The sequence below is a fragment of the Nocardioides marmorisolisilvae genome (assembly GCF_003725775.1).
Taxonomy (GTDB): Bacteria; Actinomycetota; Actinomycetes; order Propionibacteriales; family Nocardioidaceae; genus Marmoricola; species Marmoricola marmorisolisilvae.
The window spans coordinates 293286-315536 of the sequence record NZ_RJSG01000002.1; the positions used below are offsets into that span (position 1 = coordinate 293286).

Sequence of the window (22251 nt, forward strand, 5' to 3'; positions counted from 1 at the left end):
TCAAGGAGTATCTGCACTAGCGTTTGCGCGGCGCCTTTGGCTTCGGCCAAGCCTTGCAGACTTCAGATAGCAGTGCATCCGAACGCTGATCTATTTCGTTGCCTCGCCACTTCTGACGCTTCACGATGCTCAGGTTCTTGACGGAGCCACCGGAAGAGATTGTCAGGGACTCGTTTTGCAGAGTTGGTTTCTTGAGAGCGAAACTCTTCGTGCTCAGGGACTGATTCAAGCGATGCAGGGTGAGATTCCCTAAATGGTGCCGCGAGTCTATAAGGCGGCGCCGAGCTTCCAGGTCGAGCCCCCAAGCATCAACCTCGTTTGCCCAAGCCGACTTCTTCAATCGTTCCAGGCTCGAGATGCTCTGCGGAAAGACATGCTCCACTTGCCACTGGGCTCGTGTCATCTCTGTGGCATCAGAACCCACCAGGGCGTCATTGATCCCGCGCAGTAGCAGGAACGTCACATCGCTGCCCAGCCCATTGAACGCATCCGGGTCGTCTCGCATCGCGTCGATCACGGTGTCATCGTCCGGGCAGAAGTCCGGAGCATTGAGCCGCGTGCGAAGTTCTTGGTCGATGATGCTGTAGGTGTCGGCCGGCTTTGCTTTCCGGATGTCGATGGCCAGCTTGGCGGTTAGACCGGTGAACCATCCGCGAAGTGGACTCAAGTTGATCCCCGCGAGGGTCTGACGGACAAGGAGCGTCTCAACCAGTCGGAGAAGTCGAGCTGCCTGGAGTCCAGTCAGCTTCGGACCAGACGTGTTGGCGTAAAGACGCATGATGAGCATCACGAAGGGTGCTGGAGGCCCGGCGGACAGCACCTGAATGTTTTCAACTCGGCGCGCCATCTTGGGAGGCAACACAAACTGGTTCGATGCGATCGGCGTTGGCTGGGACGCCAACAAGTCTGGACTCGGGACCGCTACAGCAGCGTCGAAGAGGGGAAGCGCATCCAGGAGATCCGCGAGGAATCCCTTCGCCGCTGCAATCCCAGTTCGACCTTGCTCATCCCTCTGTAGTCGCGCTGTGACCGAGCCGAAGATGTCGTTCTGGGTCGCCCGAACACCTTCGGAGACGAGATAGGATTGAAGGAATAGGTCGCCAATCTTGGTTCGTCGTGCGCCAACGAAGCGCGATGCAACAGATTCAAGACGCTTCTCCATCGGTTCCCACTCAGAGAAAAAGAGCGGCTCCGCCTCCGTCCCAAGTCGAACGAATAGCGCGTTTCTGATGTGGTCAAACTGCGAAAGGTCGAGTCGTAGGCCATTTATGGATTCGAATACAGATGCGGGAGGCTCGTCTCCCTTTTGAATTGATATGCGCACAAAGTTCAGCTTCTTGAGCAAAGCGCGCTTCAACTTCGCGCCATCGATTCCCTTTCGCCGATGCCGTTCAAAGGTGACCGAAACATCGCTACCCGCTGCCCGACCTCGAGGCCTTCTTAGCCGAAGTGAAGCTGCTGGCGAGTCTGTGAGCGTCCGCTCGCCGTCCTGCAGCTGATAGCGGAAGTACCAGTACGCGTCAGATACGCGCGAAGCCAAGAATCGGCCCTTGATCGAGTCTTTCATTTCGCCGCGTATACACGCTTGAAGCGCTTCCCTGTCCGCTCGCTGAGCGACAAGCCGTTCCTGCAACACCGGTGACGTCTGAGCGAGCAGAAGGCTTGCATACGAATCCGCTCGACGCGGTGCGTCTCCAAAGTGGTCGCGCATCGCAGAGAAGAGGACGAAGAGAGTGATTAGTCGCTGCTGGCCGTCGATCAGGTCGTTCGAATCTAGTGTCGGATAGGAGCGGTGTTGGCGCGGGCCTTCGGTAAGGAGGATGCCCATGAAATGCTTTGCTGCCCGCGGCGAGCGGTAGAGCTCACCGATGTCCAGCCAAAGTTGTTCCAACAACTCGTCGTCCCACTGATACGAACGTTGAAAGACGGGTACTTCCCATGTACTGGAGGTCAAAAGTTTTTCGAGGTCGAGCTCAGCAACCTGCATCAAACATGCCTTTCTCTCCCGCGGCCCGTGCGTTGGAAAGCTGAGTCCAGGCTTGCAGAAGGCAGTTTGGCGCGTCTTGAAAACGTGAGAATCGCGAGTATCGGGCCGAGGGCGGGCCCGTACGCGTCCGTTACCCCGTCGTTCGAGCCTGGGTCAACGTGGCTCGGTGAGCCGATGAGCTCACGTCGGTCCGATGCTTAGATGAGGGGACGTGGGATCCTCCTCCTCATGAACTCCATCAGGATTCCGCGCGAACGCGACAACGACTACGGCCGGGCCGCGATCAAGGCGCGCCAGGAGTTCATTAGGGATCAGACGGATAGCCCGGCCGAGCATGTAACGCACTACTCGCTCGACCCGTGCACGCTGCCGGGCAACGTCGAGAACTTCTTCGGAGTCGCCCAGGTGCCGATCGGACTGGCCGGCCCTGTCCTGGTCAACGGCGAACACGCCCAGGGCGAGTTCTTCGTACCGCTGGCGACGACCGAAGGCACCCTGGTTGCCTCCTACAGCCGCGGGATGAAGCTGTGCCGCGAGGCCGGTGGGATCACTACCACCGTCCTGGACGACAAGATGCAGCGAGCGCCCGTCTTCAGTTTCAACAACGCGCGCGAGGCCAAGGCGTTCTCGGAGTGGCTCGATGCGAACTTCGAGCCGATCGCCGCGGCGGCGCAGACGACCACAAGCTCGGGCAAGCTGATCGGGATCCAGAAGTTCCCGGTCTCCAAGCTGCTCTACACCCGGTTCAACTACACCACCGGGGACGCGGCCGGGCAAAACATGACCGGCAAGGCCACCTTCGCGGCGTGCGCCTGGATCAAACAGAACTACCCGGGCGAGCTGCACTTCCTGCTCGAGGGCCAGTTCGCCACCGACAAGAAGACCTCGGTCGTCAACATGCTGCACACCCGCGGCAAGCGGGTCGTCGCCGAGATCACCCTGCCGGCCACGCTGGTCGAGGAGCAGATGCACGTCAGCACCGACAAGTTGTACGCCGCCCGCATGCGCGGCCAGCTCGGCTCGATCATGTCGGTGACGAACAACAACGGGAACCACAGCGCGAACGGGCTGACCGCGATGTTCATCGCGACCGGGCAGGACGTGGCCAACATCGCGGAGTCCTCGGCGCTCTACGGCTTCTCGGAGTTGCTGCCGAACGGCGACTTCTACGCCTCGATCACTATCCCGGCGCTGATTATCGCGACTTATGGCGGAGGGACAGGGCTGGCGACGCAGCGGGAGTGCCTCGACATCTTGGGGTGCTACGGCGCGGGCAAGGTCTACAAGTTGGCCGAGATCATGGCCGCGACGGTGCTCGCCGGCGAGCTGTCGTTGGGATCTGCCGTCGTGGCCGAGGAGTGGGTGCAGGCGCACGACGACCTGGGGCGCAATCGGCCGTAGACCAGCTCATTAGGAAGCAAGGCATGGCGACATCGAAAGTCGTACCGATTCGTCGACCAGATCGTCTCGCGCCTTCTACGCTCGTGACGTGACTTCGTTCATCCCTGGAGCAGCCGAGATCGATCGGTACCGTCTTTACGCTCTTATAGAGGCTCTTGAGACAGATCTCCGAAACCACATCCAGCACTATCTTGAAGCCGACGGAGTTGTCGATCTTGGTTCGTACTCGGATAAGGCAGTGACAAATCGGCTTAACGACCCCGACGCGGAGACTGCAGGTGCCGAGCTCGTTCACTACCTGGATCTCGGAGACGAGATCGATCTTCTGAACGAGAGACGAGAGTTGCTTCCTGTCGATCTGGGTGTCGCCCTGAAGCGGTCTACGGGCGCATTAAAGGGGGCTGTCCCAGCCCGGAATCGGGTGATGCATTTTAAACCGTTGCTACCTGACGACCTGGATCGCCTTCTTGCGGCGCTCGGTGAGGCAACGGCCCATGGCGTGCCTCTCCCCAACGTCGCACGCATTTCCAAGGCAATTCATCAGGATCCAGATTGGAGTCCTTCGATCCCGCAGCACCATCTCACGGATGTTGCTCGAACTCTTCACAACCTGCCCCTTCCGGAGTACGACGAAACGGGCCTACTAGGTCGCCGAGGAGACATTAATCGCCTTCGCAAACTACTCACGGATGCTCGCTATCCAGCGATCACGGTCCTGGGTCCCGGGGGAATCGGGAAAACGGCTCTGGCAGTTCAAACGCTCTACGACTTGGCCGACGATCCTGCATGTCCATTCGACGCCATACTGTGGACATCGCTCAAAACCGAGCGCCTGACAGCCTCAGGTATTGCTCAGTTGCGAGCCCCGCTTACAAGCTTCGCTGAGATCGTTCGAGAAATTGCCGAACCTCTGGAAGAGGATTTTGCCGGAACTATCGCAGATCTAGCGGACGTCTTGGAAGGTCTCACGGTCCTCCTGTGTGTGGACAATCTGGAGACGGCTAGTGGCGATGAAGCTATACAGCTCATTGAAGCGTTGCCTGCATCGACTCGATTCCTGTTCACCAGTCGGGTTGGTCTGGGACAGATCGAGCGGACGCTCCCGATAGGCCCGCTCGACGAGTCTTATGCTGTCGACCTTTTGCGGCGAACCGCTCGAGCACGGGACCTTGAAGCGCTCTACGCAATGCAGCCGGAGCAGGCGACAAAGGTAGTGCGACGCCTTGCGTGCAATCCATTGGCGATCCGGTGGTTCGTCCTTTCGGTTGAAGCAGGACAGCGACCGGAAGCGATCCTTGAGAATCAAGACGATCTATTGCGTTTCTGTGTTGCGAATGTCTGGGACGCACTTACGGATGAGGAACGCGAGGTCGCTCAGGCGATCTTCCAACTTGAACACCCTGTCACCGTCCAAGAGTTGTCCCTGTATCTAGACGCCGGTCCAGATGAACTGCGACGAGACGTGCATGGGCTGCAAAGGCGTGCACTGGTTCGTTCCGTTGCGTTGACCGCTGACATCGGCGAAGCATTTGTGGTGACCGATACTGCCGCTCGTTACATCGCTAGATTCGGACCGGCAGATACGTCTGGGGAGACTATCGAGCGTAAGCAGCGCCTCATCAACGCGTCAGAGGAGCGTCGTAGGTTGGATGAGGGCAGGGCCCCTCTTGCGCCGGCAACAGTCTTTGTGATCAACGAGGTCGACCAACCTGCAGCCCTCGTCCTTCGCGATGCCCTGCACGCTTTGCGCCGATTGAGGCGGGGACCTGAGGGCTTTGAGACCTGTCTCGGCATGGTTGATCAGGCGGCGGAACTCAGCCCCGGCTACTTTGAAGTCGAGCGCGTACGAGGCTTCATACTTGCAAACGCAGGACGGTCAGCGGCGGCAACAGTCGCCTACCGTCGCGCCCTCGAACAGGCGCCTGATGATCTACACCGAGCTCGGGTCGCACATATATTCGCGGGGCACCTCGCCCGGAACGAAGGAGAGAGTGCGGAAGCACTCACCCACGCGAGATTTGCTGACCAGATTCTCGACACTGTTGAGACAAGCGTTCAGGTGGCCGCTCTACACATGTTCCTGGGCGAGCTCGACACTGCAATCTCCATGCTCGAGCCGTTGGTCGCGACTGCAACGGGCAAGCCCCAGAGGATAGCAGCGACCCAGATGATGGAAGCGCGGAGGCGTAGAGCGGAGATTCTGGCGCGTGAGGCCGCCTCGCCGCGACAAGCTATCGAAGAGTGCTGCAACGCCGCCGATCTCGGCGCGTCATTTTTGCGAGTTGGCATCAGCGACACTCGCATGATTGAGACGACCGCCGAGTGCATTCAAGAGGGTCTGGCTATTGCCGTCAGGGCAACGTCGCGGACCAAGTTGCGACACGTGCTCGACAGGCTACTTGCGCTTGCAATCGAGCACCGCGAGGCCCTCCAGTACGCCAATTCCTATGCAGGGATCGTGCAGCGGGCCTCAGCCCTTCTCGAACTTGAAGGCGCTGACAGCCCACATCGAACAAGGCTCGTCGACCTGCTAGACGGGCAGATCGATGAGGGACCACAAGCGGCTGGGACAAGAAGTCTCGGTTCGATCAAGGACCTTACGAAGGGCAAGCCCTTTGGCTTCATTTCGAGTGCGCTGGGTGACGTCTTCTTTCATTTCACAGCCGTGAAACCGCGCAACAATCTGTTGTTCATGAAGCGGGGAGCTGCCGTTGCATTCAACGCCGAACCGGGTCCGCGGGGTATGAGGGCAACCTACGTTTCGCTCGCACCCGGCACCGAGGCGGACGCCGCCGCGCTTAAGGGTCGTCAAGTCGAAGTCGTGAAGCGCGAACCCGGGAGGAACTTCGGGTTCGCGGTGGATTCTTACACAGGGCTTGATGTGTATCTCTCGGCAAGGATCTTCGAAGACCGAAGGGACTGGAATAGTGTGAGCGTCGGAGCCCGGCTGGTAGTTGACCTGGAGTTGGACGGGACAGAAAAGGCCAGAGCGCTAGTGCGGAGCGCGACGTTTGACAAAAGAGACGCGTCGCAGAGGCGCCCCAGACGCGCGACGCGCCAGCGGGGAAATCCTAAGTGACGGCCACACCTCAATAGACGGGGTCGACACGTATCGGCGTGGACCGATGGACGGCCGCAACAATCAGAGCAGCAGTTTCGGAGGCGATGACCCAGTTTGGATATTCTGCCCGCGAGACAATGACGCGACTACGACGGGGAAGATTGTCCGACCGGAGCAGCTCAACTGAAAGCACGTCAAAGATCCAGTCTTCGGGATCGGCTTCCAAGCGGTCCGCGAACGGTTCCATTCGGCAATTGGACGCACCTCTAGTGATGATCCGCAACGACGTAGTGTTGCGGACAGTTCTTGGGTCGGCACCATTCAGGCCCTCAGGCCAGCCAAAATCAGGTCAAGGTGCCGCCGCCACTCGTGCGTCCCGCTCATGAAGTGCATGGTCGCCGTGATGCCGCACATCACCATCCCGTAGTCCTCGACCTTGAGGTCGTCACGGACCTCGCCGGCCGCCTGCGCCCGCTCGATGATCCGGGAGACGACGGCGTTCAGGGCGGCCTTGTCGTCCTCGATGCCCTGCCACTCAAACTCGTTGAGCTGCATCATCGCGAGCTGGAAGGCGATGTCGTGCTCGACGGCCTCGCCGTGCCGGCGCATCATCGTCGCCAGGGCGTCGTACGGGCCTTCGATGTCCTCGCACTCGGCGGCGATGCCCGCGAACTCCTGGAAGCGCTCTCGGACCAGCTCGGTGACCAGGGCTTCCTTGGTGGGGAAGCGGCGGTAGAGCGTGCCGATCCCGACGCCGGCGTGGGCCGCGATGTCCTCCATTTGCGCGCCCGGTCCGCGCTCGGCGAAAAGCGCGCGCGCGGAGGCGAGGATCCGCTCGAGATTGCGCCTGGCGTCGGCGCGCAGAGGGCGAATGTCGGTGGTCACTGATGTCCTTAGTGGTGAGCGTTCGCTGTCAGCGATATCCGGAATCCTACCTCCGTTAATCCGTTGACAAGCGGAATCCAGGTTCCGTAACGTCTCAATCGGAACCGGAACTACGGTTCCAGATAACCTCAGGAGACTTCAGAATGTTCCAGCCAGACCTTTCAACGCCGCGGGCGAGGAACCTTGCTCTCGCGCTGCTGGCGATGACCCAGTTCGTCGTCGTGATCGACGCCTCCATCGTCAACGTCGCCCTGCCGTCCATCGGCAAGGCGCTCGACTTCTCCCAGAACGACCTGTCCTGGGTCGTGAACTCCTACACGCTCACCTTCGGCGGCTTCCTGCTGCTCGGTGGGCGTCTGGCCGACTACCTCGGCCGCCGCCGCGTGTTCATGATCGGCATGACCCTGTTCGCGCTTGCCTCGCTGGCCGGCGGCTTCGCCCAGAACGAGACCTGGCTGATCGCCGCCCGTGCGGTCCAGGGCCTCGGTGCTGCGATCGCCTCGCCGGCAGCCCTCTCGATCATCACCACCACCTTCGAGGAGGGTCAGGAGCGCAACAACGCTCTCGGCATCTGGGGTGCGGTGGCCGGAGCTGGTGGCGCAGCAGGTGTGCTCCTCGGCGGCGTGCTCACCGAGTGGGCCGGCTGGGAGTGGGTTCTGTTCGTCAACGTCCCGATCGGCCTGTTCATCGTGTGGCAGGCGCCCAAGCGCCTGGTCGAGTCGACCTCGGAAGAGGAGAGCGACCGCACGCTCGATTTGCCTGGTGCGGTGACGGTCTCAGCCGGCTCGGCACTCCTCGTCTACGCCATGGTCGACGCGATCAAGGTCGGCTGGGGCTCGACGGACACGATCCTGCGCCTGATCGGTGCTGCGGTTCTGCTGGTCGCCTTCGTGGTCATCGAGCTGCGCACCCGCAAGCCGCTGATCCCGTTCTCGATCTTCCGCAAGCGCACGCTGCGCGGTGCGAACCTCGTCGGGATCCTGATCGGAATGTCGCTGTTCTCGATGTTCTTCCTGATCACGCTCTACCTGCAGCAGGTGCTGGGAGACTCCGCGCTCAAGGCCGGCCTGTCCTACCTGCCGCTGGCGATCGCGATCATCCTGGCTGCCGGTGCAGCCAGCGCCCTGGTGACCAAGGTCGGGTTCAAGAACATGCTGATCGTTGGCATGGTGTTCGTGGCCGTGGCGCTCGCCTGGTTCAGCCAGATCAGCCCGGACGGCTCGTATGCCGTCGACGTCCTCGGACCGTCGATCCTGGCCGGAATCGGCCTTGGGTTCTCGTTCGTGCCGGTCACGATCGCCGCTGTCAGCGGGACCGAGGCGCACGAAGCCGGCCTGGCTTCGGGTCTGATCAACACCGCCCAGCAGGTCGGTGGCGCGCTCGGCCTGGCGATCCTTGCCTCGATCGCGAACGCGTCGACCAACGACGCGTTCAAGACCGGTGCCGACAAGGCGACCGCACTGACCAACGGGTTCTCGGACGCGTTCACAGTCGGGGCTTGCTTCGCGGTGGCGGGTGCGATCCTCGCTGCTGTGCTGATCTCCAGCAAGGACAGTGCGGAGCACGCCGAGGCTGCGCGGAGCGGTGCGCTGGAGCCGGTCGCGGCGTAGCGATAGAGAGTGGAGGCGGTACCGAGAGAGTCTTCGGTATCGCCTCCACTTCACCCAGGACCGGCCCCTGCCCGCAGGCGGAGTACGGACCTATGCGAAGGACTCTTGAATCCTCTAACGCGCTGCCTTGCTGGCACTCACAGCTGCTGCCAGAGTTGGACTGACCAAAAGTTGGTCGAGCAACGACCAAACCCGACCTGTTGCAAAGGTGCCTTTGGTGCTGATTGATGGAATAGGAATGTCAGGGCCTAGCTCATAGACAATGTGCGCGCCATCGCCTTCCTCTCCCGCGACAGATGGCCAGCGCTCGGTCAGAGTCGGAACGACTTCGAAGCTTGCGACACGATTTACCTGCTGGACGACACCGTTCCACCGAAAGCACAGGAAGTTTGGCGCAATCTTCGGCCAGCCGTTCGTGCCGTACGGGTGGAAGTACACGCGTTCGTTGGTCACGTACTCGCGAAAGGTGCGGTGGCCGAACGGCGAGTTCGACACGACCACGCAGAACACCCACTGATCTTCAAATGGAACTGAAGACGTCGTCTTGCCCATGTACTCCTCCAATTCGTCAAGCCATAGCCGTTGCCTACCAGCAACAGAGCCCTGGCTGGTTTTGACCAGGCTTCGGACGGTGTCCCAGGAGAGATGGACGACTGGAGTTCCCTCGACCTGCTTTGGCAGTTCGGTCGTGGCCCATCGCTCCGATGCATCGGAAAGCGTGACGAAGATCTGCTGATCGAACCCGTGGAAGCGCGGGTGATATCGCCGCAGCTGGTCTTCGCTCGGCAGGAGCCAGCCCTGTTTGGCTTCGACGATGATCCGCGCCCCTGGGGCCGTCAACTCAATGTCGGTTCGCCCTCCAGAGACGACCTCTTCCAGAGTGACGGTCACGTCCTCGGCCTTGGCCTGGACGCCTACGTGCCTCAACAGCTCGTTTAGGAGCGCCGGTGAACGCGAAAGAGTCCACCCAAGCGACGCTGTCAGGTCGACCTCATCGCGTCCAAGGAGGTCGAATACGGAGGTCGCTTCGCGGCCATATTTGTGAACCATCTAGAACTCCCAGCTCGACTCAGGCTCAAGTTAATGTCGTCGGCTGACGATTGAGGACGAAACGCTGTGGATTCCGGGAGGCGCTCCCGATGAGAGCGATCTGGATGGAGAAAGTGCCGAAACGCCCGCAGGGCTAACCGTCGGGGCCTGCTTCGCCGTAGCCGGGGCGATTCTCGCCGCTTTGTTGATCTCCAGTAAGGACAGTGAAGAGCACGCTCATCCACGTTCACGACGGTGACGACGAAACCTCCGTCCGTCTCCGTATTTGTCCTGAGGGGACAACGGGAGGGACAAGGTTGCCGACGTTTGCGACGGCCACCTCTGGAGTTGTCCTAAAGTCCTCGCATGGCGCTATATCAGGAGCTGACGGGCCAGGGTCGTGTCGTTGGTGGACACCTTGCCGGCGGCACCGTGTTCTCCGGGAGGGGCGGGTTTTCCAAGAACGGGGACCTGTCGATTCAGCATTCGTCCAACCCATTCAAGCGGCACAAGATCAACGCCGAGACCATCACTGAGTGGGAAGAACTGGACCCCCGAAAGGGCCTCGCCGGCGCAATGGGCCAAGCAGCCGCACGAGCGGCACTCCCGGGAGCCGTCGGCAAGGCGGTCGGAGCCAGCCTGGGAGCGGCGTTCGACTCCGGACACACGCTTCGCGTCGTCTGGGCCGATGGAAAGCAGTCTGTCGTCGAGCTTCCCGAGAAGCAGTTCATGGTGCTCAGCATCTTGCTCAAGGACTGTCAGGTGATCCCGGAGACGCCCGCCGAATCGGAGGAAGCTCCTCCGGCAGCCGGCATGGCAGGGAAGATCGCCGACCTCGCGTCCACAGCTTTCGCGCGACGCAGGCAAGCCGCGGAGGCTGACAGCGGTGCGCCTGCCCCTGATCCGGCCGAGCAGATCGCCAAGCTTGCCTCGCTTCACGCCCAAGGCTTGATTACGGACACGGAGTTTTCGGACAAGAAGGCTGAACTTCTCAAGCGCTTCTGACTCAAGCGCAGGAAGCTCGTGCTCCGGACTACTTCCCATGGGAGTTGGCTCCGCGTTCCGCGCCTCGTCACCCGTCCGGCCTTCACATCACCGCCGATCCAAGGCAAGGTGTTGCCCGGCGGGGGTGGCTGACACGAGGGAGTGCGTCAATGCAGACCAACCGTCCACGCCTGCTCGCCGTCGCGGCAGCAGCCGCCCTGGCGATCACCGGAGCCAGCGCGCTGGCTGGCACGCCGACCGCGAGCGCGAAGGGTGCTCCAGCGAAGGACACCACCGTCCACCTGCTCGCCTTCAACGACTTCCACGGCAACATCGACCCGCCCTCCGGCAGCGGCGGCTTGGTCAACGGCGTACCGGCGGGCGGTGTCGAGTACCTCGCCCACGCCGTCAAGGCGCAGCGGGCCACCGACAAGACCAAGACGCCGTACGTCTACACGGTCGCTGCCGGTGACATCGTCGGCGGCAGCCCGCTGGTCAGCGCGGCGTTCCACGACGAGCCGGCGGTCGAGGAGATGAACTCGCTCGGCCTGGACGTCACCAGCGTCGGCAACCACGAGTTCGACGAGGGCGTCACCGAGCTGAAGCGGCTCCAGAACGGCGGCTGCCACCCGGTCGACGGCTGTCAGGACGGCGACGGGTTCGCCGGTGCCAACTACCCGATGCTGGCGGCGAACGTGGTCGACAAGGTCACCGGGCAGCCGATCCTGGCGCCGTACGTGATCAAGAAGGTCGGCAACGCCAAGATCGCGTTCATTGGCGAGACCCTCGAGGGCACCCCGTCGATCGTGAACCCGGCCGGCATCCAGACCGTCAACTTCCTCGACGAGGCGGACACGGCAAACAAGTACGCGAAGCTGCTGCGCAAGACCGAGGGCGTGAAGGCGTTCGTCCTGCTGCTGCACGAGGGTGGCCAGCAGAACCCGCCGCCTGCCGCGGCCGACCCGAACGGGTGCGCGAACTTCAGCGGCGCGGTGACCGACATCGTGAAGCGGCTCGACCCGGCGTTCGGCATCGTGATCAGCGGCCACACCCACCGTTCCTACGTGTGCAACCTGCCGAACTCCTCGGGCAAGAACTCGCTGGTCACCAGCGCGGGCTCGGCCGGCACCCTACTCACCGATGTCACGTTCACCCTGGGGCACACGAGCAAGCAGTTCGTGTCCGCCTCCGCGGTGAACTCGATCGTCGAGAACGGGATCAAGAACCCCGACGGCACCTACCAGAAGGACGCGTCCGGCGTCTTCGTGAAGAACCCGGCGCTCGTCGACGGTCCGGCGAAGGTGATCGCCGACAAGTACCGAACCGCAGTGGCACCGCTCGCGAACCAGGTGGTGGGCGGCATCACCGCCGACATCACGAACGCGTCGAACGCCGCCGGTGAGAGCGCGCTGGGTGACGTGATCGCCGACGGCATGCTCGCCCGGACGCAATCAGCCGGAGCCCAGATAGGTCTGATGAATCCCGGCGGCATCCGCGCCAGCCTCAGCTATGCGTTCTCGCCCGGAGGAGAGGCGCCAGGGCAGGTGACGTACGGGGAGGCCTTCAGCGTGCAGCCGTTCAACAACCTCGTGGTGACGGTGTCGATCACCGGAGCCCAGCTCAAGGAGGTTCTTGAGCAGCAGTTCACCGGGTACGCCGGCCAGGGCAGCACCAAGTTCCTGCAGGTCTCGGCCGGGTTCACGTACTCCTACGACACGACGCGGGCGCTCGGTGACCGGATCAGCAACATGCAGCTGAACGGGGTTCCGATGGATCCGGCGGCGACGTACCGGGTCTCGACGAACGACTTCGTGGCCAACGGCGGTGACGGATTCACGAACTTTGGTCCGTCGACGAACCGGGTCTACGCTCCCGGCTTCGACGTCGACGCACTGACGGCGTACCTGGCCACCGGGCCGATCGCGCCGGGGCCGATGAACCGGATCACCAAGATCGCGTAGGCGTCGGTCGCCACCGGGCCCTCGGGCCCGGTGGCACCGGTCCTAGACCAGGTCAGGCTCCGGGCTCGGGTCGTCTGAGGGGTCCTCGCCGGGCGGGATCGGGTCCTGGTCGGGCTCGACCAGCGGGCCCTCGTTGGGTTCGTCGGGGTGCAGGCTCATGGCGTGACGGCGTCCCATCTCTCGATCGCGAGGCAGGCTCGCGAAACCTGACCCTCCGGTGCCCGCGCCCGCGACCCTCAAACGCCTGCGCGGGCTCGCCGTGTGCTGACCGCGGTCCACGGCCAAACGCGCCAGGGTCAGGGTGGCTCGCGACACACGCTCAGGAGGGGTGAACCATGCCGCGGAGGGGTACGGGTGTTTCGGCACCCGGCCCTTGGGAAGAGGAACCCGCATGACGATCGATCAGTCCACCATGCTGGACGACCGGTACCGACTCGATGAACGCATCGGGACCGGCGGGATGGCCGACGTGTACCGCGCCACCGACGAGGTGCTGGGGCGGCAGGTCGCGGTGAAGGTGCTGCGCGAGGTCACCGACCCGCTCCAGCGGACCCGGTTCATCGACGAGGCCCGGACGTTGGCCGGCCTCGACCACCCTGGCCTGATCACGCTGCTTGACGCCGGTATCCGGGGAGAACGGCCGTACCTGGTGATGACGCTCGTGGAGGATGCGACGTTGTCCGCGCGGATCTCGGTCGGCCCGCTCGACTCCGACGAGGTGGCTGCTCTCGGGGCCCAGGTCGCCCGTGCCCTGGCGTACGCGCACGGCCAGGGCGTCGTGCACCGCGACGTGAAGCCGAGCAACGTGTTGCTCTGCGGCGACGGCCGAGCGCTGCTCGCCGACTTCGGTATCGCCCGGCTGGTGGGCGCGACCGAGCACCACACCCGCACCGGGGACGCGATCGGCTCCCCGGCGTACCTGTCACCGGAGCAGGTGACGGGGGAGGAGCTCACCCCGGCGCTGGACATCTACTCCTTGGGACTGGTGCTGCTCGAGTCGCTGACGGCGCAGCGCGCCTACCCCGGTACGCCGGTCGAGGCGGCGGTCGCGCGACTGAACGCGGCCCCGGCGATCCCGGACTCGCTCTCGCCGGAGTGGCGTGAACTGATCCAGCAGATGACGCACCGGGTCCCGGAGAACAGGCCGAATGCGGTGGAGGTGGCCGACCTGCTCTCGTCCACTCCCTTCGAGGGAACCGGAACCGCGTTTCGACAAGCTCAACGAACTCCAGACGAGTCCGAGGTCGAGCACACGGCGGTGCTGGAACTCGGCGCCCTCGACGCCGCGGCGACCACCGGTGCTGCGCCGTACGTCGACGGGCCCGTCGAGCGCGCCACGACCTACTTGGTGGACCCCGCGCACACCCGGAACTGGTTGTGGTGGCAGATCGGTGTGCTGGCGGTGATCAGCGTGGCGATCGTGATCGCGCTCGTCGTCCTGCTGAACGGCGGCAACGACACGAAGTCCGACAACGGCATTCCGGCGAACGTGCCGGCCCAGTACCAGGGTCCGCTGTCCGACCTGCACGACGCTCTGAACGGAGCGGCGCGATGAAGGCCCGCACGATCCTTCCCTCGATCATCCTCGGGAGCGCGCTGGTGCTCAGCGGCTGCGGAGCCCAGGCCGCGCTCACGGCGGCCGACGAGGTGCCGGCGTTGAACACGACCCTGGGCAAGGTCGACGGCTATCTGGCTCACCACCAGTACTCGGCCGCACGCCGGGCGCTGTACTCGATGATCACCGGTGCCGAGTCTGCGCAGCGCAACGGCACCCTCTCGGACGCCGCCGCGAACCGGATCATCTCCGCGGCCCGGGCGCTGCTGGCCGAGCTGCCCAAGCCGAAGCCGACGGTCACCCCGATTCCGACGCCGACTCCGCAGAAGCAGCCGGAGCGCAAGGGCCCGCCCAAGAAGCACGAGGACAAGCACAAGAAGTCCGACAACCAGGAGGGCGATCAACGACTGATCGCTCCCACGCCGACGGCGAGCTCCGCTTCGACCCCGACACCGACGCCCGACCCCTCGCCGACCCCGACGAGCACCGCGTCGCCGGCCGTCCTGACCCCGCCGACGCCGTGAAGCGTTTGGTCAGTCGAACGAAGCCGCCAGCGCTCCGAGCGTGACCGTCCGTTCCTTCTTCGCCATCACCCGGAACATCGGGACGGCCAGGTTGTAGATCCCGTAGGTCTGGATCCGGGCGTCGTGCCGGACCAAGGTGGTGCCGTCGGCCTGCTCCTCAAGGGTGTACGCCGGCCAGCCCTCGTACTTCAGCCGCCCGCCGCGACCCTGGTCCCACCAGTGGTAGACCAGCCGGCGCGACGGCTCGAAGACCTCGATCTCGCCGGGGGCCTCGCCCATTTTGGTCTGGTCGACGTACGTCGTCCCAGGACCCGGAGCCCCGGGTGAGGTCTGCTCGGAGTGCTTGCGGATGCTGCCCTTGGCGGGCATCCAGTCGTTGTGGCCGTTGATGTCGGCCAAGCGGGTGAAGACCTGGTCGGCCGGTGCGTTCACGACCTTCTGGAGCTCGAACTCGATGATTCCCATGGGTTCACCGTGCCGCCTGGGCACGGGTCCGGGCATGGGGTGAATTCCCCAACTTCGCGCGACGGGATCAGCAGCGGCACCCGACCAGCGGCTCGTCCTTGTCCAACAGGCTCCGGACGGTGTCCGCGAGCCTGCTCAGGCTGAACGGCTTGGGTAGGAGCGCGGTGCACCCGGCGGCCATGCTGACGCGCCGGTCCGCTGCCGTGGTGCGGGCGCTGACCATCAGCACCGGGATCTCGGCGAGCGCCGGGTCGTTGCGCATCTCCCGGCACATCGCGATGCCGTCCATCCGCGGCATGGTCCAGTCGACGACGACCAGGTCGGGTCGGCGCCAACGAATCAGCTCCAGTCCCATCAGCCCGTCACCCGCCGGGTGCACGTCGTAGCCGCTGGCCTTGAGCCGCAGCTCCATCAGGTCCCGCAGGTCCTCGTCGTCGTCGATCACCACGATGCTGACCATCTGCCCCACCTCGTCTCCCGGAGACGGTGCTTGGTCACCGTCCTCCCACTGGAACGACGGTAGGAGAGAACCCGACGTGGTCGCGCCGTACAGAGACGCAAGAGTTCCTCAAGAAATCGTCAAGGAGCCTCGTCAGGAGGCGGGTTCGTGGAGCCGGTAGCCCAGACCGCGCACGGTGAGGATCTGCACGCGGGACCCGGCGGGCCGCATCTTGCGGCGCAGGTTGGCGACGTGCACGTCGACCAGGTGTCGGTCGCGCCAGGATGCTCCCCAGAGCTCGATCATGAGCTCCTCGCGGGACACCAACTGTTCCGGACGGGCAGCCAGCGCTGCCAGCAGGTCGTACTCCAGCTTGGTCAGCCCGAGCTCGCTGCCGCCGACCTCGATGGTGCGCCTGTCGGTGTCCATGACCAGGTCTCCGTGCGCCAGAACACCGCCCGTGCTCGAGCGTCCAGCGGTTTCCAGCACTCGCGGTCGACGCAGCAGTGCGTTCACGCGCGCATTCAGCTCCAGGGTGGAGAACGGCTTGCGGAGGTAGTCGTCGGCCCCGCTCTCCAGACCGAGCAGCACCACGTTCGACTCACTGCGAGCCGTCAGGATGATGACGTAGGCATCGGTGACCTGGCGCAGCTCACGGCACAGGGTCAGGCCGTCCCCGTCGGGAAGGTTCAGGTCGAGGGTGATCAGTTCCGGTTCGCGGTCCTGGACGGCGGCCAGCGCCTCGGCCCGGGTCGAGCTGACGGCCACCTCGAAGCCCGCGTTGGTCATGACGCTGCGCAGCAGGTTCTGCAGGTCGGGATCGTCCTCGACGACCAGGGCGTGGGCCGTCATCGGGCATCCCCGGCGACCAGGGGGCTACGGGCGTTGGGCAGCGCTACCGAGAACACCAACCCGCTCGGGGAGTTCGGAACGACCGAGAGGGTGCCACCATGGCCCTCGACCAGTGCCTTCGCCACGGCTAGCCCGAGGCCGGTGCCTGGGATCCGCGACTCCCGTGCCCCGGCCGAGCGGAACAAGCGGTCGAAGAGGTGGGGTAGCTCGTCCGGCTCGACCCCGATGCCGTTGTCGGCGACGGTGATGACGACCTCGTCGGCCCTGCTCGTCGCCTCGATCCGCACCGCGCCGCCGCGCGGGGTGTACTTGAGTGCGTTCGAGACCAGATTGTCGAAGACCTGCTGGAGCCGCGCCGCGTCGCCGAGCATCACAGCAGTGGTGGGTTCGACGCTCAGCGCGATCCCGCTCGACTCGGCCGCCGCCTGGTGCTCGGCGATCAGGTTGGTCAGCAGGCCGTCGGCCGACACCGGCGCGATGACCAAATCCATCGCGCCGGCGTCGATCCGGGCCAGGTCGAAGACCCGCTCGACCAGTTCGCTCAGCTGGTGCGCGCGGCGGGTGATGACCTCGACGCCGTCTCGTCGTGTCTGCTCGTCCGTGCGTGGATCTGCCAGCATCTCCAGGTAGCCGAGGATGACCGCGACCGGCGTGCGGAGCTCGTGCCCGGCGATCGCGATGAACTCGTCCCGCACGCGGTTGAGCTCGGAGAGCTTCTCGACTTGCAGCTGCTCGTGAGCGAGCAGCATCTCCCGCTGCTCGGCAATGGTGTGCTGCTCGGTGGTGTCACTCAAGAAACCGTCGTAGAAGGTGAGCGATCCTTCGAACCGTGGGAGGCCGGAGACCCGGACCCACTTGGCGCGTCCGGCGACCGAGAGTCGCAGCTCGATCTCGGCGGCGTTGCCGAGCCGCACACTTTGCTCGAAACGCGTCGCGGCCTCGCGTTGGTCCTCGTCGACCAGCCGGCGCAGCGCCTCCGGCGCCGTCTCGCCCCTCAACAGGTGCGCACCCAAGACCCGCTCGATGTTGGGGCTGACGTAGGCCGGGTGCAGGTCCTGCGGTGTGACGATCTGGACGGTCCAGATGACCGCGTCGGTCGCGGAGATGGCCCGGTCGAATCGTCCTCGTTCGGCCGCGAGCTCGTCCCCCAACATTTCCGCGCGCGACCACGCCTCGTCCCGGCCCTCGCGCAGAGTCAGGTTGAGCTCGCGCAGCGACTGCTCCGCGGCACTTCGCTGCTCATCGGCGATCTCGAGGTGAAGAGCGGCCCGCACCGTGGCGCCGACGGCGATCACGATCCCGAGCATCACCATCAGGGCGATCCCGAAGTGCTCCCCGAAGGCTCCGGCGTCGCCGAGGTGCTTGCGCGCCAGCCCCAGGGCGATCAGACCCACGGTGATGACCGGTGCGGTCTGGCGAACCATCGCCGCACCGGGACCGCGCCCCCGGATCGCCCACGGCAGAGCTCCGCCAGGAACCCTGCTGGCGATCGTCAGGGACACCAACAAGATGCCTGCGGCGGTGTGCACCGCGATGCTCGACAGGCTGGCGACACGGTAGAGCTGCTCGACCCCGAACACGTAGCCCAGAAGAGCGGTGAGGCTGATCGCCAGTGGGACGACGAGGAGTACCTGTGCATCCCGGGTCCGCCGGATCAGCAGAAGGCCCAGAGCCAGCGCCAGGGCAAGCAGAGCGAGACCGGTCGCGGGCGCCATCCGGCCCGGTGCGGCCGTGGGGCTGCTGCTGTGGTCCGCGACCACGAGCTGGTCGACCCCCAAACTGGTGCTGGCGACGATCTCCACCAGGCTCAGGCCGGCGATCGTCACGACCAGGGCGACGCCGGCCCAAGCCAAGGCACGCCGTCGTACCAGCAGGGCGCACGCCAGGACCGCCAGGCACACGGCGGTGTTGAACTTCATCGTGTTGTAGTTCGGCACGACCGAGGTCAGGGTGCGGATTCCCAGGAACCAGCCGAGGATCACCCCGCACGCCAGCAGAAGGACCAGCCGGGCCACTGCGCGGCTGAATCCCTCCAACGGTTCGGCATTCCTCGCGATGCCGCCCTCCCCGGCGACCATGGAGCAACCGTAGGTCCGAAACCACCACGGCGTCCTCGATAGGCCCAAGACGGGCAAACCGGACTAGTCAAGCGCTGCCGGGGCGGAGCACGGAGGGTGTCCGGACGGGCTGAAGGTCGGTCGGCAGGGCCGACCGACCTTCAGACGTGAGGTCACCGGGGTTCGAGGCTCGCGCCAGGGCGCCAGCACTTCAACCGCCGATGGAGCGGTCACTCGCCCGAGCCGGGGTCGATCACGCTCGCGACGAGGCTGACCTTGTTGGCGGGGAAACCGCCGGCAGCAGCGTGCTCGAGTACGGCCTGGGGGTTGTCGGCGAAGTAGACGCAGTAGATCTTGTCGTCGGTGACGTAGCTCTGCTGCCACTTGGCCCGCCCGTCCATACCGGCCAGGACCTCGTTGGACTTCACCGAGATGGCGTGCAGCTCGTCGGCAGACAGCTGACCGGCACCCGGGAGTTCGCGCTCGATGACGTACTTCGGCATTGCATTCTCCTTGTTTCGTGACCGGCGTTCTCCGATCGACTGATCACGAAACTACGAACCCAGGCGGGTGCCGCTCATCGGGCGCACGACCCATTTCGGGGTGCGAAGTCACATGGGTCATTTGACCCACCGGGTTTCGAGGCTCGTCGCTGGCGCTCCTCGCACCTCAACCAGCGAGGTCAGCGAGCCATCAGGCCGCTGTCGTACGCGTACGCCGTGGCGGCGGCCCGCGAGGTGGCTCCGGTCTTGGCGAAGATGTTCGACAAGTGCCGCGCCACCGTCTTCGGCGAGAGGAACAGCTCCTCGGCGATCTCCTTGTTGCTCTTGCCGGTGGCCAGCACGCGGAGCACCTCGATCTCGCGCGCGGTCAGCCCGTCGGGGGAGTCGGACGTCTCGACGGTGAGTACGCCGAGCCGTTCGAAGCATGCCTGCGCGGCGGACTCCTCGCGCACCGCGGCATCGGTGTCACCGCAGGCCCGGTACGCCTGGGCGAGCAGCATCCGGGTGCGGGCCGCCTCGTAGGGGACGTCGAGCTGGTTCCAGGCGTTGAACGCGAGCCGCAGCTCGGCGAGCGCCTCCATCGTCCGGCCGCGGGCGAGCATCACCGAGCCGCACGAGCGGTGGGAGTCGGCGCGCAGGCCGGGGGAGTCGAAGTCGTGCGCGGTGGTGGCGAGCTCGCCGGACGCCTCCTCGGCCAGGTCGAGGTCACCGGAGGCCAGCGCGATCGTGGTCTGCGCTGCGAGCAGGGACGCCCGGTCGAGCCGACTGCGTCCGCCGGCGCACAGCACCGCCGAGATCGAGGCGGCCGCCTCGTCGGGTCGCCCCTGGGCGAGTCGGAGCAGCGCCATCCCGGGCTGCGGGTCACGACCGTGGTCGTGCGCCTGGTGGTAGGCCTGCTCGGCGCCGGCTAGGTCACCGCGCACCCGCCGTACCTCGCCAACCTCGTAGTAGGCATCGGCCACGGCGAAGACGTCGATGCCGGCCATGTCCTCGCACGCGCCGAGCGCCTCCTGCTCAGCCTCGGCCCACGACCCGCGGCTCTGGAGAACCTGGGCTCGGTGCACCCGGCAGATGCCCGGGTAGAGGGAGGCCAGCGGCAGCGGGTCGGACCAGCGACGCGTCGCCTCGGTCCACTCGCTCGCGCGGCGCAGGTCGCGCAGCTCGTTGCAGGCGTCCATCAGCCCGCAGTAGATGGCGCCGGTCCAGAAGGTGTCGAGGTCGTCGGACAGCGCGGCGACCATCGCCTCGTCGAGCAGTGCCAGGCCCTCGGCCACCCGGGCCTGCTTGATCCGGATCCGGCCCTCGAAGTAGACGCCGAGCGCGACCAGGTTCGGGTCGCCGTGGTTGCGGCCCAGGTCCTGCATCCGGCGCGCCGACGCATCCGCGGCGTCGAGGTCCGAGCCGGTCAGGCCGGCGGTGCCGAGGTAGAGGGGGTAGCCGTGGGCCGCGCACTCGGGCAGGTCCTCGAGCACCCGTTGTGCCCGGGAGTCCCAGCCGGCGCTCTGGGCCGACTCACCGACCAGCCGGCAGTGGATGGAGAGCAGCACCGCGGTGCGTGCGGCGGACTCGAGGTCACCGGCGTCGACGTGCAACCGGTAGGCGTCGGCGTAGAGGCGGATCGCCTCCTCCATGTTGCCCAGCCACCAGGTCGACTCGGCCAGGCCCTCGGTGACCGGCCCGTCCTGCGGCTGGATGCCGGCGTACGCCTCGTACGCCGCCGACCAGTCGCGTCGGCGGCGCAGCTCATCGGCCTCGGCCCGTGTCCCCACCTGGGGATTCTGACACTGCGGAGGGCGAGACGGCAGGCTCATGATCAGCGGAGGGCGGCCGGTGTCCAGATGGGCCAGGTCGACGTGCCGATCTCCTGGCCGTACTCGAAGGCGGCGACCCGCAGGAACGGCCGGTCGATGCTGGAGTTGTCGTAGAAGTCAGCCCGATCGACGAGGTCGCGCGCCTGGGCGACCAGCGCCCACAGGCGGTCGAAGCGGCCGCGGATCTTCGCCTCAGGCACGTGGTGGCCGCCGAACTCGACACGGTCGGCGACGCGCGCGACGGCGAGCTCGACAGGCACCAGCATCACGTGCAGATGGACCGTGTAACCGTGCGCGACGGCGCTCCTGACCAGATCGACCTTGCTCTCGTGGCTGAAGACCGTCTCGGTGACGAACGAGCGCCCGGCCTCCAGCAACCGCTCTCTCTCGCCTGCGGCCAGCGCCGAGACCGTCGTCGCCTCCCGGGCCTGTCGGTCGCGGTCGCCCGGCCACCGCTGCTCGGCGATCAGGTCCGCGTTGACGAACGGAAGATGCGTCCGGGCCACGAGCAGATCGGCGAAGGTGGACTTGCCGGATCCGTTCGACCCTGCGAGCAGGTGCAGGACCGGTGTGGTCACCGAGCTCGTTTCGGCGAGCGGGATGCCACCTTCTTCGCCGGCTTCTTCGGTGCCGGCATCTCGACGGTGACCTCACCTGTTGCATCCGCCTCGGACCAGCGGGTGCGGCCCTCAGCCTCGAAGCGTGCCCGCAGGTCGAGCGCGGCGAGGTCGTCCTCGAGCTGTTCACGCCACGCGGTGCGGACGGCGGCCTGGGTGTGCGTCCCGACCTCGTCGTACTGGATCTGGCCGGCGAGCACCCGGTCGATGTCGCGCTGCGAGACGCCCGCCGACGCCTCGAGCTCCTGGCCCAGGCGGGCCCAGTGCGCCAGCTGTTGGGCTGCGCTGCGATGCGCCCGCCCGCCGGCGGCCTTGGCCGCTGCGAAGAGGTCGGAGTCGAACCGGGTCGGAGTCGTGGCTGTCGTGGCCATCGTCATCACGTCCCTTCCGGAGATCTCAGGTACTTGAAGTGTAGCAGTCTGCTACACCGAGCAGGTCCTGTCTGCGTGCCCTATTTGTCTCATTTGGTGAGATAGTTGGGGTCCGTCCCTTGAGTGGGGATCGGTTCAC

Annotated in this window: 19 protein-coding genes; 7 read left to right on the plus strand and 12 right to left on the minus strand. The window is 65.1% G+C overall.

All coding sequences use genetic code 11. From position 1 onward, the window contains the following. Positions 1–16 precede the first annotated feature (16 nt). Positions 17–1987 carry a DUF262 domain-containing protein gene (locus EFL95_RS05155; RefSeq protein ID WP_123232984.1) on the minus strand — a complete coding sequence of 657 codons (1971 nt, stop codon included), beginning with the start codon at positions 1985–1987 and terminating at the stop codon, positions 17–19. Positions 1988–2215: 228 nt separating this feature from the next. Here EFL95_RS05155 and EFL95_RS05160 point away from each other — a divergent pair, with 228 nt between their 5' ends. Continuing rightward, entirely contained in the window at positions 2216–3388 is a 1173-nt protein-coding gene (locus EFL95_RS05160; protein ID WP_123232985.1) for a hydroxymethylglutaryl-CoA reductase, read from the plus strand. A gap of 88 nt (positions 3389–3476) precedes the next feature. Then, on the plus strand, positions 3477–6467 hold the full coding sequence (locus EFL95_RS05165) for an AAA family ATPase (RefSeq protein WP_148044979.1): 2991 nt from the start codon (positions 3477–3479) through the stop codon (positions 6465–6467). Positions 6468–6477: 10 nt separating this feature from the next. On the opposite strand, the gene EFL95_RS19180 is transcribed toward EFL95_RS05165, so the two are convergent. After that, entirely contained in the window at positions 6478–6696 is a 219-nt protein-coding gene (locus EFL95_RS19180) for a hypothetical protein (RefSeq protein WP_148044980.1), read from the minus strand. Positions 6697–6770: 74 nt separating this feature from the next. Then, positions 6771–7334, minus strand: coding sequence for a TetR/AcrR family transcriptional regulator (locus EFL95_RS05170; protein ID WP_183407039.1), 564 nt, complete (start codon positions 7332–7334; stop codon positions 6771–6773). A 203-nt stretch (positions 7335–7537) separates the two neighbouring features. On the opposite strand from EFL95_RS05170, the gene EFL95_RS05175 reads away from it, so the two are divergent. Further along, positions 7538–8944, plus strand: a complete 1407-nt coding sequence (locus EFL95_RS05175) for an MFS transporter (protein WP_221176325.1) — start codon at positions 7538–7540, stop codon at positions 8942–8944. 114 nt (positions 8945–9058) lie between these two features. Here EFL95_RS05175 and EFL95_RS19185 read toward each other — a convergent pair whose 3' ends face one another. Then, complete coding sequence (locus EFL95_RS19185; protein ID WP_148044981.1) at positions 9059–9835, minus strand: hypothetical protein; 777 nt, start codon at positions 9833–9835, stop codon at positions 9059–9061. A gap of 504 nt (positions 9836–10339) precedes the next feature. Between EFL95_RS19185 and EFL95_RS05185 the strand changes: the two genes are divergently transcribed. The 4 genes from EFL95_RS05185 (at position 10340) to EFL95_RS05200 (ending at position 14997) form a co-directional block, all read left to right on the plus strand. Continuing rightward, positions 10340–10978 (plus strand): SHOCT domain-containing protein, encoded by a 639-nt coding sequence (locus tag EFL95_RS05185; protein ID WP_123232990.1) that lies wholly within the window; start codon positions 10340–10342, stop codon positions 10976–10978. Positions 10979–11127: 149 nt separating this feature from the next. Then, entirely contained in the window at positions 11128–12918 is a 1791-nt protein-coding gene (locus EFL95_RS05190) for a bifunctional metallophosphatase/5'-nucleotidase (protein WP_123232991.1), read from the plus strand. A 391-nt stretch (positions 12919–13309) separates the two neighbouring features. Continuing rightward, positions 13310–14473: a serine/threonine-protein kinase gene (locus EFL95_RS05195; RefSeq protein ID WP_123232992.1), complete on the plus strand. Its 1164-nt coding sequence runs from the start codon at positions 13310–13312 to the stop codon at positions 14471–14473. After that, positions 14470–14997 carry a hypothetical protein gene (locus EFL95_RS05200; protein ID WP_123232993.1) on the plus strand — a complete coding sequence of 176 codons (528 nt, stop codon included), beginning with the start codon at positions 14470–14472 and terminating at the stop codon, positions 14995–14997. The genes EFL95_RS05195 and EFL95_RS05200 overlap by 4 nt, the downstream gene beginning before the upstream one ends. Positions 14998–15006: 9 nt before the next feature. On the opposite strand, the gene EFL95_RS05205 is transcribed toward EFL95_RS05200, so the two are convergent. From EFL95_RS05205 to EFL95_RS05240, 8 genes are all read right to left on the minus strand, one after another. Then, on the minus strand, positions 15007–15462 hold the full coding sequence (locus EFL95_RS05205) for an SRPBCC family protein (protein WP_183407040.1): 456 nt from the start codon (positions 15460–15462) through the stop codon (positions 15007–15009). 67 nt (positions 15463–15529) lie between these two features. After that, a complete protein-coding gene (locus EFL95_RS05210; protein ID WP_123232995.1) occupies positions 15530–15922 on the minus strand; it encodes a response regulator transcription factor in 393 nt (130 codons plus the stop codon). Between the two features lie 132 nt (positions 15923–16054). After that, positions 16055–16753: a response regulator transcription factor gene (locus tag EFL95_RS05215; protein ID WP_123232996.1), complete on the minus strand. Its 699-nt coding sequence runs from the start codon at positions 16751–16753 to the stop codon at positions 16055–16057. Beyond that, entirely contained in the window at positions 16750–18831 is a 2082-nt protein-coding gene (locus tag EFL95_RS05220; protein ID WP_123232997.1) for a sensor histidine kinase, read from the minus strand. The genes EFL95_RS05215 and EFL95_RS05220 overlap by 4 nt, the downstream gene beginning before the upstream one ends. 209 nt (positions 18832–19040) lie before the next feature. Further along, a complete protein-coding gene (locus EFL95_RS05225; RefSeq protein ID WP_123232998.1) occupies positions 19041–19313 on the minus strand; it encodes a DUF4242 domain-containing protein in 273 nt (90 codons plus the stop codon). 179 nt (positions 19314–19492) lie between these two features. Continuing rightward, a complete protein-coding gene (locus EFL95_RS19990; protein ID WP_281272193.1) occupies positions 19493–21082 on the minus strand; it encodes a LuxR family transcriptional regulator in 1590 nt (529 codons plus the stop codon). A gap of 44 nt (positions 21083–21126) precedes the next feature. After that, positions 21127–21702 carry an ATPase gene (locus EFL95_RS05235; protein WP_123233000.1) on the minus strand — a complete coding sequence of 192 codons (576 nt, stop codon included), beginning with the start codon at positions 21700–21702 and terminating at the stop codon, positions 21127–21129. Further along, positions 21699–22112: a TA system antitoxin ParD family protein gene (locus EFL95_RS05240; protein ID WP_123234806.1), complete on the minus strand. Its 414-nt coding sequence runs from the start codon at positions 22110–22112 to the stop codon at positions 21699–21701. Before EFL95_RS05240 ends, EFL95_RS05235 begins: the two co-directional genes overlap by 4 nt. Positions 22113–22251: the final 139 nt, after the last annotated feature.